The organism is Saccharothrix tamanrassetensis, from assembly GCF_014203665.1.
Taxonomy (GTDB): Bacteria; Actinomycetota; Actinomycetes; order Mycobacteriales; family Pseudonocardiaceae; genus Actinosynnema; species Actinosynnema tamanrassetense.
The window spans coordinates 349,853-363,120 of record NZ_JACHJN010000008.1; the positions used below are offsets into that span (position 1 = coordinate 349,853).

The window sequence follows — 13,268 nt, forward strand, 5'->3', positions numbered from 1 at the left end:
CTCAAACCCAGTATGAACACATGCTCATTCCGGGCGCAAGGTCGGCCGGGCACTTAGACTGAGGGGGTGCCCAGAGGTGTCGCCATCCCGGAGATCCGGCAGCAGCTGTTCGCCGCCGCCGAACGCGTGATCGTCCGCGATGGGCCGGGCAGGCTGAGCGGTCGGGCCGTCACGGGCGAGATCGGCGTCGCGACCGGGCTGCTGTACTCGCACTTCGCCGATTTCGACGCCTTCCTGGCCGCGTACGCCGTCGACCGCGCCTTCGTGGTGTGCGCCGGAGCCGCGGCTCTGCCGGAGCGGGCCGGCACCGGGAGCGTCGTCGGGAACCTGTGCGACGCCGTGCTCTCGACCCCGCCGGTGACCGTCCTGGCGTTGGCCAGGCTCCTCGTCTCACGGCCGGAACTGGTGGGGCGTGTCCGCGCCGTGCTCGGCGAGAAGACGGCCGGTCTCGACGCGATCGAGAACGCGGTCGCCGGCTACCTCGCGGCCGAGCAACGGCTCGGCCGGGTCACCGCGGCCGCCGACCCCGAGGCGCTGGCCCTCGCGCTCGTCGGCGTGCTCCACCACGTCGTGCTCACCGCCGACACCGGCTCCGACGTCCACGGACGCATCCGGCACACGGTCACCGCGCTGGTCGAGGACCTCGCCACGGCGGCACCACGCCGGCCCGGGGTCGGCGCGAGGGAAAGCGGGTAGGAGCGGTACCCGCCCGCGTGGCTCCGAAGCCCGCTGCCCGACCACTGGAGCGTTGCGCGGACGACCGGGCGGTGGCTAGACGATGCCGGCTGCGATCAGCTGCTGCCAGATCTCGCCCTGGTCGACGACCTGGACGCCGAGCTTCTCGGCTTTGGCGGTCTTGCTCGCGCCGACGTCGGCACCGGTGATCAGGTAGTCGGTGCTCGCCGAGACCGAGGACGCGGTGGTCGCGCCGGCCTTCTCGCACAGTCGCTGGAAGGTGGGGCGGGGGACCTTCTCACCGGAGCGCGGGTCGCTGATCGCGCCGGTGATCACCACCGTCTTGTCGGCCAGCGGGGCGTCGGACGCGACCACGGGCGGCAGGTCCTCCTCGCGCACGTCCAGGGAAACTCCGTGCTGCCGCAGCCGTTCCAGCTCGGGCCGCAGCCGGGCGAGGTGCTCGGTCAGCGAGGCGGCGACCTTCGGCCCGATGTCCTCCACGGCGACGAGTCGTTCCTCGCCCGCGTCGGCGACCTCCTCCAGCGAGCCGAACCCCGCGCGGCACAGCCGGGTGGCGGTGCCCTCCGAGGCCATCGGGATCGCCAGCCCGATCAGCGCCCGGCGCAGGCCCACGGCGCGGCTGGTGGCGATGGACTCGATCATGCGGGTGGCCGAGGTCTCGCCGATGCGGTCGAACTCCAGCAACCGCTCCTTGGTCAGGGTGTAGAAGTCCGACGGGTGTTCCAGGACGCCCGCCTCGGCGAGCCGCTCGATCCACACCGGACCGACCGCCTCGATGTCCGCCGCCGCCCGCGACGCCCAGTGGATCAGCCGCCGCACGGTCTGCGCGGGGCAGGCGACGTTGGTGCAGAACAGTTCGCGGCTGTTGCCCTGTTCGGTCAGCGGGTGCCCGCACGAGGGGCACGCGGTGGGCGGCTCGATCTCCCGCTCCGCGCCCGTGCGCTTGGACTCGTCCAGCACGCCCGCGACGAACGGGATCACGTCGCCGGCGCGGCGGACCAGCACCGTGTCGCCGATGCGGATGCCCCGCGCGCGAATGACCTCCTGGTTGGCCAGCGTCGCCCGGGTCACCGTCGTGCCGCCCACGAAGACCGGCTCCAGGTGGGCGACCGGGGCGATCTTGCCGGTCTTGCCGACGTCCCAGACCACATCGGACAGCACCGTGGTCTTCTCCTCGGCGGCGAACTTGAACGCCAACGCGCCCCGCGGCGAACTCGACCGCGTGCCGGCGGCCGCGTAGGCGTTGCGGTCGGCCAGCCGCAGCACGGCGCCGTCCAGGTCGTAGTCCAGGTCGTTGCGCTGCCGCTCGATCCCGCCGATCACCGCCTGGGCCGCCTCGGCGTCGTCGCAGTGCCGCATCTCGGCGACGTCGAACCCGAGCGTGCGCAGGCCGTGCTCCAGGTCGGCCGCCGCGGTGTCCGCGCTGGTGTCCAGGTCGAAGGCGAAGAACCGCAGGCGGCGCCCGGCGACCGTGGCCGGGTCCTTCGCCCGCAGGGTGCCGGCGGCGGCGTTGCGCGGGTTGATCAGCGGCTTGTCCGGGTGCGCGGTGTTGTAGGCGGCGAACGTGGAGCGCAGCATCACCGCCTCGCCCCGGACCTCGACCGGGCCCGGCGCGTCGACCCGGTCGGGAATCCCGTCGGTCAGCGCCCGGACCAGGAAGGTCACGTCGTCCCCGGTCGTGCCGTCACCGCGGGTGACCGCCCGGGCCAGCCGCCCGTCCTCGTAGACCAGGGCCAGCGACAGGCCGTCCAGCTTCGGCATGACCACCACCGGCTGGCCGGGGAAGCGGTCGAAGAACGCGGCGACCTGCTCGGGCCGGGTCGCCTTCTCCAGCGACAGCATCGGACGCGAGTGCCGGACCGGGGCGTGCAGCACCGCCGGCGCGCCCACCTGCTCCAGGGGGTTCGGGTCGGGCGCCAGCTCCGGGTGTGCCTCGATCAGCCCCCGCAGCTCGTCCTCGATCGCGTCGTACTCGGCGTCCGCCACCGACGGCGAACCCCGGTAGTAGGCGTCACGCAGCACCACGACCTGGTCGGCGAGTTCCTGGATCCGTTCACGAGCGTCCACGGCGAACAAGCTACCTGCGCCCACCGACAAACCGCCTCACCAGCGTTCGTCCGGGTGGGTGCGGGGGTGTGCCGGTGGGGCAGCCCTTCGTCGGTTGACACCGTGCCACGCCGGTCACAACACTCGCTGGAACGCGTTCAGCCCCGGCGAATCGGCTGGAGGGTCACCGTGGCGGACCCGTCGGGCACCACCGGCACCGGCGGTCTGCGGCGCGCGCTCACCGGGCGGCAGTTGGGCATGATCGGTCTCGGCGGCGCCATCGGGACGGGGCTGTTCCTCGGTTCGGCGCTCGCCATCTCCCACGCCGGGCCCGCGACGGTCCTCGCGTACGCGTTGTGCGCCCTCGTCGCGTTCGTCATCGCCTGGGCGCTGGCCGAGATGGTCGTGGTGCACCCGGAAGCCGGGTCGTTCGGCGCCATCGCACACCGGTACCTCGGGCCGCTGGCCGGTTTCGTGCAGCGCTGGACCTACTGGACCATCCAGGCCATCGCGGTCGGCGGAGAGATCGTCGCGGCGGGGCTGTACGTCCGGTTCTGGTGGCCGCAGCTGCCCCTGTGGCCGCTCGTGGTCACCTTCGCCGTGCTGGCGCTCGGCACGAACGCGTTGGCGGTGCGGTTCTTCGGCACGGTGGAGTACTGGCTCGCGATGATCAAGGTGGTCGCCATCGCGGTCTTCATCGGGCTGGGCCTGGTGCTGATCACGGTGGGCCTGCCCAGGTCGCCGGCGACCGGCCTGGCCAACCTCACCGCCCACGGCGGGTTCCTGCCCAACGGCCTGGAGGGGCTGTTCCTCGCCATGGTGTTCGTGTTGTTCAGCTACATCGGCACCGAGGTCGTCGCGGTCACCGCCGCCGAGTCGGAACGCCCCGAACGCGACATCCCGCGCGCCGCGCGCCGCATGGTGCTCCGACTCGTGTTGTTCTACGTCCTCGCGATAGCCGTCGTGGTCGCCGTGGCACCCTGGACCGCGACCGCCCAGGGCGGGGCCGTCGACGCCAGTCCGTTCGTCCGCGTGGTCGAGGGCGCGGGCATCCCGGCCGCCGCCACGATCGTCAACTTCGTCGTGCTCACCGCGGCGTTGTCCAGTGCCAACACCAACCTGTACCTGACGACGCGGATGCTGCACTCGCTGGCAGCCGACAGGTACGCGCCCGCGTGGGCCGGTCGGGTGAGCCGGACCGGTGTGCCGCGCAACGCCCTCGCGCTGTCCGCGTCGGGGCCCGGCCTAGCCATCGCCCTGTCCGCCGTCACCGACAGCGCCTACCTGGCCCTGTTCGGCATCTCGGTGTTCGGCGCGCTGCTGGTGTGGATCCTGATCCTGTCGACGCACTGGGCGTTCCGCCGCGCCGCGACCCGGCGGTCACCGGTCCGGCTGTGGGGTGCGCCGGTCACGTCCGGGCTCGCCGCGCTGTTCCTGCTCGCCGTCTTGGTGTCCACGGCGTTCATCGACGGGCTGGACACCGCCTGGATGGTGGGCCTGCCGTTCTTCGCGGTGCTGGTCGTCGCGCACACCGTGATCACCCGACGGCGGTCGCGCTGAAGGCGTGCGCAACCGGTGCACGCCGTCGCGGGTGCTCCGTCGGGCGCCGGCTTGGCCGTCAGCGCATCCTTCTTGTCCGGTGCCGCATGGCCACCCGCGAGCGGGTTCCGCCGGGGCTCGGGCACGCCAAGACTGCCCGGGTCAGGGAGTGAGGAGCCGCATGTCCAGTCCGGGTGCCCAGTGGTCGCTCGCCGGGCGCGGCGGGTCCGAACTCCGCCATCCCGCCTTCGGCGTGCATCGACGGCTGCCGGGTGCTGCCGCGCGTGGTGCCGTCCGCGGCCTGACCGGGGAGTGACCGCACCTTGGCAGCCGATCTGATCCTCACCAACGCAACCGTCTACACCGTCGACCGCGCGCGTCCCCGGGCCACCTCGCTGGCCGTCGAGGGCGGCCGGGTGGTCTCGCTCGACGAGGTCGAGCCCGGGCCGGACACCGAGGTCCGCGACCTGGGCGGCGCGTTCGTCATGCCCGGGCTGGTCGACGTGCACAACCACCACGCGCTGGCCGGGCGGGCCGAGCTGTTCGAGCTCACCTTCGGCGGCGACCTGGACTTCGAGGCGATCCTGGACGCGGTCCGGCACCGGTCGCGCGACCTCGGCCCGGACGAGTGGGTGGTCGGCGGCGCCTGGGCGTCGACGCTGGTGGAGAGGCTGTCGCACGAGTCCGCCCGACGCGCGCTCGACGCGGCGGCGGGTGGCCGGCCGGTCATGCTCTCCGACGACAGCAGGCACAACCGGTGGGTGAGCAGCCGGGCGCTGGAACTGGCCGGGGTCACCGCGTCGACCCCGGACCCGGCGGGCGGCGTGATCGTCCGCGACCCGGTCACCGGTAGCCCTTGCGGGGTGCTGCTGGAGGCCGCGGGCGTGCAGGTCGAGCGGGCGGTGCGGAAGACCGGCACGCTGACCGAGGAGCAGCACGCGCGCGCGTCGCAGCACGCGATCGGCATCCTGCACTCCTACGGCATCACCGCGTTCCAGGACGCCGGGGTGTCGGTCGACATCCTCAACGCGCTCAAGTCGCTCGACGACGCCGGCCGGCTGGACGCCTGGGTGGTGACGTCGCTGCTGGTCAACGACCCGATCTTCGGCTACGACCCGATCGGGTCGGCGCTGATGGAGGTCGGTGAGCGCTACCGCAGCGAGCACCACCGGCCGGACTTCGTGAAGATCTTCCTCGACGGCGTCCCGCCGACCCGCACGGCGGCGTTCCTGGAGCCCTACCTGCCCGACGAGGTGCACGGCGACTGCTTCCACGGCGCGCCGACCATGCCGCCCGCCGAGCTGGAGGGCTGGCTGCGCGCCGCCGCCCGGGCCGGGCTGTCCGCCAAGATCCACTGCACCGGCGACGCCTCGGTGCGCGCCACGCTGGACGCGGTGGAGAAGCTGCGCGGCGAGGGCTACACCGACACCCGGTTCCAGGTGGCGCACGGGCAGTTCGTGCACCCCGACGACCTCGCGCGGTTCGGCGCGCTGGGCGTCGCCGCGGACATCTCGCCGTTCCTGTGGGTGCCCGGCGTGATCCCCACGGCCATCGCGAACGTGCTGCCCGCCGAGCGCGCGGCCCGCATGCAGCCCAACCGCGCGCTGCTGGACAGCGGTGCCCTGGTCGCGGGCGGGTCGGACTGGCCGGTCAGCGAGTCGCCGAACGCCTGGGAGGGCATCCAGGGCCTGGTGACCCGGCAGGACCCGGCGGGCGCCCACGCGGGCGCGCTGTGGCCCGAGCAGGCCATCACGCTCGCCGAGGCGGTCGAGGCGTTCACCCTCTCGGGGGCCCGCGCGATGGGGGTCGACGACGTCACCGGGTCGCTGACGCCGGGCAAGTCGGCCGACTTCATCGTGCTCGACCGCAATCCGTTCGAGAGCGCGACCGCGGAGCTGCACGCCACCGAGGTGACCGAGACGTGGTTCGCCGGGCGCAAGGTGTTCGAGCGCGAGTGAGCCCGACGGAAAGCCCGAGGACTGAGCACAACGGACTGAGCACAACGGACTGAGCACAACGGACTGAGCACAACGGACTGAACGCGAGGGACTGAACGCAAGGCCTGAGCGTCACCGGCCGGAACCGCATGTCGCGGTAGCGCGCCGTGGGCCTGCCGTGGTCAGGCAGGCCCACGGACGTCAGCCCACCCCTCCGCGGACGCGCCACGTTAAGCCGAGGGCTTCTGATGTGCGCCCTACGGCCCCGGGCGAGCCTGCCGGACACGCCCGGGGCAGCGGTCGGGCTGGTCGGACGTTAGGTTTCGTCCATGAACGATTCCCCGGACGTCAAGCCGCGCAGTCGTGATGTCACCGACGGCCTGGAGCGCGCCGCCGCGCGCGGGATGCTCCGGGCGGTGGGCATGGGTGACGACGACTGGGAGAAGCCCCAGATCGGCGTCGCGTCGTCGTGGAACGAGATCACGCCGTGCAACCTGTCGTTGGACCGGCTCGCCAAGGCGAGCAAGGACGGCGTGCACGCCGCGGGCGGCTACCCGCTGGAGTTCGGCACGATCTCCGTGTCGGACGGCATCTCGATGGGCCACGTGGGCATGCACTTCTCCCTGGTGTCGCGCGAGGTGATCGCGGACAGCGTGGAGACCGTCATGCAGGCGGAGCGGCTCGACGGCTCGGTGCTGCTGGCGGGCTGCGACAAGTCGCTGCCCGGGATGCTGATGGCGGCGGCCCGGCTCGACCTGGCGAGCGTGTTCCTCTACGCGGGCTCGATCCTGCCCGGCCGGGTCAGGCTGTCGGACGGCAGCGAGCGCGAGGTCACGATCATCGACGCCTTCGAGGCGGTCGGCGCCTGCGCCAGGGGGCTGATGAGCCGCGCCGACGTCGACCTGATCGAGCGCGCCATCTGCCCCGGCGAGGGCGCGTGCGGCGGGATGTACACCGCGAACACCATGGCGAGCGCGGCCGAGGCGCTGGGGATGTCGCTGCCCGGCAGCGCGGCACCGCCCGCGACGGACCGGCGGCGCGACGGGTTCGCCCGGCGGTCCGGCCAGGCCGTGGTGGAGATGCTGCGCAAGGGGATCACCGCTCGGCAGATCATGACCCGCGAGGCGTTCGAGAACGCGATCGCCGTGGTGATGGCGTTCGGCGGTTCCACCAACGCGGTGCTGCACCTGCTCGCCATCGCGCACGAGGCGGAGGTGGACCTGAGCCTGGACGACTTCACGCGGATCGGTGCCGAGGTGCCGCACCTGGCGGACGTGAAGCCGTTCGGGCGGCACGTGATGACCGACGTCGACCGCATCGGAGGGGTGCCCGTGGTGATGAAGGCGCTGCTGGACGCGGGCCTGCTGCACGGCGACTGCCTGACCGTCACCGGGCGCACGGTCGCCGAGAACCTGGCCGACATCGCGCCGCCGGACCCCGACGGCACGGTGCTGCGCGCGATGGCCACGCCGATCCACCGGACCGGCGGCATCACGATCCTGCGCGGATCCCTGGCACCGGACGGCGCCGTCGTGAAGTCCGCCGGGTTCGACTCCGACGTGTTCACCGGTACCGCCAGGGTGTTCGACCGCGAACGCGCCGCGATGGACGCGCTGGAGGACGGCACGATCACCGCGGGCGACGTCGTGGTCATCCGCTACGAGGGCCCCAAGGGCGGGCCGGGGATGCGCGAGATGCTCGCCATCACCGCGGCGATCAAGGGCGCGGGGCTGGGCAAGGACGTCCTGCTGCTCACCGACGGCCGGTTCTCCGGCGGCACGACCGGCCTGTGCGTCGGCCACGTCGCGCCGGAAGCGGCGGACGGCGGGCCGATCGCGTTCGTCCGCGACGGCGACCCGATCACCCTCGACGTGGCCAACGGCACGTTGGACGTCGGCGTGGACGCCGCCGAGCTGGCCGCCCGCCGCGAGGGTTGGGCGCCGCTGCCCGCCCGCTACCGGCGCGGCGTGCTGGCCAAGTACGCCAAGCTCGTCGGGTCGGCTTCGCGCGGTGCGGTCTGCGGCTAGCCCGCGCGGTCGGCGGCGTCGGTCGGCGGCGGTCGGGGCCGGTCCGCCGCCGGCCGAACAGCCCCCGGGCGGTGACGCGGCCTCGCCGACCTGGTCGGATGACCGCGGACGAGGACGTCATCGCGAGGCAGGCGTCGATCGCCGGCACCGGGACGCGGGTGATGCTCCGCTGATGCGCCGTGACGTGCCGGCTCGCCGCCGTGGGTGTCACGGTCACCGTGTTCACCACCGGGATGCCGCAGCTCACCCGGGCATCAGCCGCAGGTGCAGCATCGCGGCGAACCGGGCATCGGGGTCGGTCAGGTCGAGCCCGCCCACCTCCGACAGCCGCCGCAACCGGTACCGGAACGTGTTCTGGTGCACGTACATCGCGGCCGAGGCCGCCGCTACGTCGCCGAACGCGTCCAGCCAGGCCCGCAGCGTCTGGACCAGGTTCCCGCCGTGCGTGGCGTCGTAGGCGGCCAACCGCGCGATGGGCCCGGCCGGCGGATCACCCTGCGCCGCCATCAGGTCGCGCAGTTCCAGCAGCAGCACCTCCACCTCCACGTCGGCCAGCTGCGCCACCCGCCGGGCACCGGCCCCGGACCGCAGCACCCGCAACGCCCGGTCGGCGGCGGTCCGGGACCGGCGCAAGCCGGCCACGTCCAGCGCCACGCACCCGACGCCGATCCGGGCCCGCACCCGTACCCCGACGCGTTCCACGAAGTCGCAGGCCACCCGGATCGCATCGGCCACGTCCGGAACGGGCACGATCGCGTAGGCCACGTCGCCGAGCAGGGCGACCGCCGACCGGGGGTAGACCGCGCCCAGGTGCATGGCGAACGCGTCGGACACCCGCTTCTGCTCGCCCACCAGCCGGGTGTGCTCGTCCACGCTGGGGTCGCTCGGATCGGCGGGCGACATGGCCAGTACCACGGCGGTCCGCCCCACCAGCCCCAGCCGCCGCACCGCCTCGGCGGCCGCGGGCCCGGCCTCCAGCGCCTGCCCGACCAGGTCCGCGCGCAGCCGCCGCTGCACGTCCGCCCCGGCCCGCAGCCGCATCATGTGCAGCGCGACCAGCTTCGCCGCGTCCTGGAACGCCCTGGTCCGCTCGGGGTTCAGGGGTGCCCGCACGGCCGCCCAGATCGACCCCAGCACCTCGTCACCGGCCCGGACGGCGATCGCCACCCTGGGCATCACCAGGTCGTCCAGGCCGGCCGCCAGCGGATCGACGTACACCGGCCGGTCCCCGCGGTACAGCTCGCGGAACACCCCCATCTCCTCCATCGACCGGGTGTACCGGTCGGGCACCTGCCGCCCCAGGATCGTCTCCACCCGCGACGGGTCGGCCTCCTCCTGGCGCCCGGAGAAGGCCAGCACCCGGGAACTGCGGTCCTCGATCGTCACCGGCGCGTCCAGCAGTGCCGCCACCGCGTTGGCCAGCGCGAACAGGTCCCCGGACGCCGGACCGCCGACCGCCTCCGACCCGTCCGCGCCCACGTCGCCGTCGGCGAGCAGCGACCGCAGCAACGCCGCGAGCTGGGCCCAGGACGCGCCCCGCGTCAGCCCCAGCAGCGCCACCCCCGACTCCCGGACGGAGGCGGCCAGCTCCTCCGAGACGGGCACCGGCGACCGCACCACCAGGGCCGCGGCGGTCGAACCACCCAGCCGCCGCAGGGCGCCGGAGATCGCGGGCACCCCTTCGATCCCCACCCCGAGCACCAGCGCGCGCGGTGGCAGCACGGGCTCGTCCAGCGGATCGTGGATGACGACGCCGTCGATGTGGTCCACGCCGTCCGGGTCGCCGTACGCGAGGTCGAGCAGGGTCGTGCCCAGGTCCTCCAGGACCCGGCCGAGGCCGGCGCGCGGACGTGTGCTCATCACATCGGCCCCCGTTCGTCGGACACGACGGGAGTGTGCGCCCGGTTCGTCGGTCACGACAACCACTCGCTCGACGCGGTGACCTCCTCCAGCAGCTCCGGGATCGGCCGCACGCCGAGACCCGGCCCGGTGGGCACCCGCAGGTGACCGCCCTCCAGCACGAACGGCTCGGTGATGTCGGTCCGGTAGTAGCGGTCCGAGGCGGAGGTGTCACCGGGCAGCGTGCAGCCCGGCAGGGCCGCCAGCGCGATGTTCGCCGCCCGCCCGAGACCGGTCTCCAGCATCCCGCCGCACCACACCGGCACCCCGTGCGCCACGCACACGTCGTGGATGCGCCGGGCCTCCAGGTACCCGCCCACCCGGCCGGGCTTGATGTTGACCACCGAGCACGCGCCCAGCGTGATGGCGGCCGCCGCCGTCCGGGCCGAGGTGATCGACTCGTCCAGGCACACCGGCGTCGCCAGGGCCTTGGCCAGCTCCGCGTGCCCCAGGACGTCGTCCTCGGCCAGCGGCTGCTCGATCAGCAGCAGGTCGAACGGGTCGAGCCGGGCGAGGTGCCGCGTGTCCGCCGGCGTGTACGCGGTGTTCGCGTCGACCTGGAGCAGCACGTCGTCCCCGAACCGCTCCCGGACCGCGCGCACCGGCTCCACGTCCCAGCCGGGCTCGATCTTCAGCTTGATCCGCAGGTACCCCTCGTCCAGGTACCCGCCGACCGCGTCCAGCAGCACGTCGATCGAGTCCATGATCCCGACCGACACCCCGCACGGCACCGAGTCGGACTCCGCGCCCAGCTCCCGCGCCAGCGGCACGCCCCGAGCCCGCAGCTCGGCGTCCAGCACCGCCATCTCCAGCGCGCCCTTGGCCATCTGGTGCCCGTGGAACCGCCGCAGCGCCGGGGCCACGGACGTGGCGTCGAGCCGGTCCAGCGCGGTGAGCGCCGGCACGAAGAACCGGCGCAGCACGTCCGCGCAGCCGTCCAGGTACTCCGGCGAGTAGACCGGGTCGGCCATCGCGACGCACTCGCCCCAGCCCTCCTCCTCGTCGGTCACGGCCCGCACCAGCAGGACGTCCCGCGCGGTCTGCGTGCCGAACGACGTCCGGAACGGGGACACCAGCGGCATCCGGATCCGGCGCAGCTCCACCTCGCGCAGCTTCACTCGTCCTCCTCCAGCAGTTCACGGATCAGCGCGGCCAGCAACGCGGTGCGGCCGGGGATGTCGTCGACGAGCACGTGCTCGTGGTCGGCGTGCGCGCCGCCACCGGTGGCGCCGAGCCCGTCGAGGGTCGGCGTGCCCACTCCGGCGGTGAAGTTGCCGTCCGAAGCGCCACCGACCGCGATGCCGGTGATCGGCGCCAACCCCAGTTCTCCGCCCAACCGCTTGGCACGCGCGAACAGCGCGGCGGACGCCGACTCGGGCAGCGGCGGCCGGTTGGGCCCGCCCAGCAGTTCCAGCGCGGAGCCCGGCAGCACCGGGACCAACTCGCGCATCCGCCGGTCGATCCGCTCCTGCTCGGCCACCGACGTGACCCGGACGTCCACCTGGAACCCACCCGCGGCCGGCACCGTGTTCCCGGTGGTGCCCGCGTTCAGCAGGGTCGGGGTCACCGTCGTGCCCCGCTCCGGGGCGTTCAGCGTCGCCACCGCCAGGACCTGGTGCGCCAGCTCGACCGCGGCGTTGACCCCCAGCTCGGGTTCCAGCCCGGCGTGCGCGGCCCGCCCCACGGCCCGGACCTCGTAGGCCGACACACCCTTGCGGGCCACCTTCAGCGCCGAGCCGGCCGCCGCCTCCAGCACCAGCGCCGCCGCACACCCGGCGGCCTCGGCCTCCACCAGCCCGCGGGACGACGGCGAGCCCAGCTCCTCGTCGCCGGTCACCAGCACGGTGACCCCGGACCGGTCCGCCAGCGAGGCGACGGCGTGCAGCGCCATCACCACGCCGACCTTCATGTCGAAGCAGCCGGGACCGCGCAACACCCCGTCCCGCACCGAGAACGGGTGCGTGCGCAGCGACCCGATCGGCCACACCGTGTCGTGGTGCCCCAGCACCAGCACCCGAGCCGGTCCGTCACCCAGCCGCCACACCACGTGCGGGCCGACGCGTTCCGGGACCACACCCAGCAGCGCGGTCCCCAACTCCGCCACCAGGTCGGCACTTTCCGCCACGGCGTCCACATCGGACGATGGGGATTCCTTGCACACCAGGCGCTCCACATCCGCGAGCATCGCGGGCAGCGCGTCGTCGAACGGGTTCACGCGCGCAGCCAGTCGATCGCCCGGGACGCCGCGAACCCGATGAACGCGTCCCGTTCCGGCGCCTGCACGCGGGTGTCGTGGGCCTGCGTGAACACGCCCACCGCGTACCGCCCGCCGTCCGGGAACTCCACCACCCCGGCCTCGTTGCGCACCATCGGCAGCGTGCCGGTCTTGCCCGACACCCGCACACCGTCCTCGTGGAACCCGGACCGCAGCCGGTGCGGCCACACCTGGAGACCGAGCCAGTTCCGCACGTCGGCGCACGCCTCGGCGGGCGCGGCCTCGTCCCGCCACACCATGCCCAGCAGCCGGGTCGTCTCCTCGGCCGTGGTCCGGCAGGTGTGCTCCGGCTGGAGGATGCGCAGCCGCAGGTACTCCTCCCGGCTCAGCGCGGTGAACGCGTCCTCGGTGAACGCGTCGCCCAGGTCGTCCCGCACGGTCCGGAACAGGCCGTCGCAGTCGTAGGGCACCGCGGTGCGGGTGAACCCCAACCCGGTCAGCAGCCGCGCCACCGCGGGCAGCCCGATCCGGCCGACCACCAGGTCCGTGGCCACGTTGTCGCTGATCCCGATCATCAGGACGGCCAGGTCGTGCCACGAGATGGTGACCTCGTGCCGGTAGGTGGCCAGCCCGTACGGCGAGTCGGTGCCGGTGCCGGGCACGTAGGTGATGCGCTCCCCGAGGTCGACCAGCCCGGCCGCGCCCTGCCTGGCCAGTTCCACCGCCACCGGCACCTTGAACACCGAGGCCGACACCACCGGTTCCGCGCCGTCGACGTCCACCCGGCGCGGTCCGTCCAGGTCCGCGGCGTGCAGCCACACCCGGACACCGACCTCCGCGGCCCGGCGCCGGATCTCGTCGACGACCTCGTGCGCGGTCTCCATGCTCGCTCCATTCGTCCGGGGTCCA

At 73.5% G+C, this 13,268-nt stretch carries 10 protein-coding genes; 5 read left to right on the forward strand and 5 right to left on the reverse strand.

Going from position 1 to position 13,268, the window contains the following annotated elements; all coding sequences use genetic code 11:
- Positions 1-66: 66 nt before the first annotated feature.
- Complete coding sequence (locus tag FHS29_RS25780) at positions 67-696, forward strand: TetR/AcrR family transcriptional regulator (protein WP_184694744.1); 630 nt, start codon at positions 67-69, stop codon at positions 694-696.
- A gap of 75 nt (positions 697-771) precedes the next feature.
- Here the strand turns inward: FHS29_RS25780 and ligA are convergent, their stop codons facing one another.
- Positions 772-2,763 (reverse strand): NAD-dependent DNA ligase LigA, encoded by a 1,992-nt coding sequence (gene ligA, locus FHS29_RS25785; protein WP_184694746.1) that lies wholly within the window; start codon positions 2,761-2,763, stop codon positions 772-774.
- A 237-nt stretch (positions 2,764-3,000) separates the two neighbouring features.
- Between ligA and FHS29_RS25790 the strand changes: the two genes are divergently transcribed.
- The 4 genes from FHS29_RS25790 (at position 3,001) to ilvD (ending at position 8,245) form a co-directional block, all read left to right on the forward strand.
- Complete coding sequence (locus FHS29_RS25790) at positions 3,001-4,302, forward strand: amino acid permease (protein WP_184694865.1); 1,302 nt, start codon at positions 3,001-3,003, stop codon at positions 4,300-4,302.
- 160 nt (positions 4,303-4,462) lie between these two features.
- Positions 4,463-4,597, forward strand: coding sequence for a hypothetical protein (locus FHS29_RS37815; RefSeq protein ID WP_281391719.1), 135 nt, complete (start codon positions 4,463-4,465; stop codon positions 4,595-4,597).
- A gap of 7 nt (positions 4,598-4,604) precedes the next feature.
- Positions 4,605-6,239, forward strand: coding sequence for an amidohydrolase (locus FHS29_RS25795; protein ID WP_184694748.1), 1,635 nt, complete (start codon positions 4,605-4,607; stop codon positions 6,237-6,239).
- Positions 6,240-6,547: 308 nt separating this feature from the next.
- A complete protein-coding gene (gene ilvD, locus FHS29_RS25800) occupies positions 6,548-8,245 on the forward strand; it encodes a dihydroxy-acid dehydratase (protein WP_184694750.1) in 1,698 nt (565 codons plus the stop codon).
- 243 nt (positions 8,246-8,488) lie between these two features.
- On the opposite strand, the gene FHS29_RS25805 is transcribed toward ilvD, so the two are convergent.
- From FHS29_RS25805 to FHS29_RS25820, 4 genes are read right to left on the reverse strand one after another with little or no spacing between them, the layout of a single operon-like run.
- Complete coding sequence (locus FHS29_RS25805) at positions 8,489-10,105, reverse strand: PucR family transcriptional regulator (protein WP_184694751.1); 1,617 nt, start codon at positions 10,103-10,105, stop codon at positions 8,489-8,491.
- A 53-nt stretch (positions 10,106-10,158) separates the two neighbouring features.
- Entirely contained in the window at positions 10,159-11,262 is a 1,104-nt protein-coding gene (menC, locus tag FHS29_RS25810; RefSeq protein WP_184694753.1) for an o-succinylbenzoate synthase, read from the reverse strand.
- Positions 11,259-12,329, reverse strand: coding sequence for a M20 family metallopeptidase (locus FHS29_RS25815; protein ID WP_184694867.1), 1,071 nt, complete (start codon positions 12,327-12,329; stop codon positions 11,259-11,261). The genes menC and FHS29_RS25815 overlap by 4 nt, the downstream gene beginning before the upstream one ends.
- Before the next feature lie 26 nt (positions 12,330-12,355).
- Complete coding sequence (locus tag FHS29_RS25820; protein ID WP_184694755.1) at positions 12,356-13,243, reverse strand: serine hydrolase; 888 nt, start codon at positions 13,241-13,243, stop codon at positions 12,356-12,358.
- Positions 13,244-13,268 lie beyond the last annotated feature (25 nt).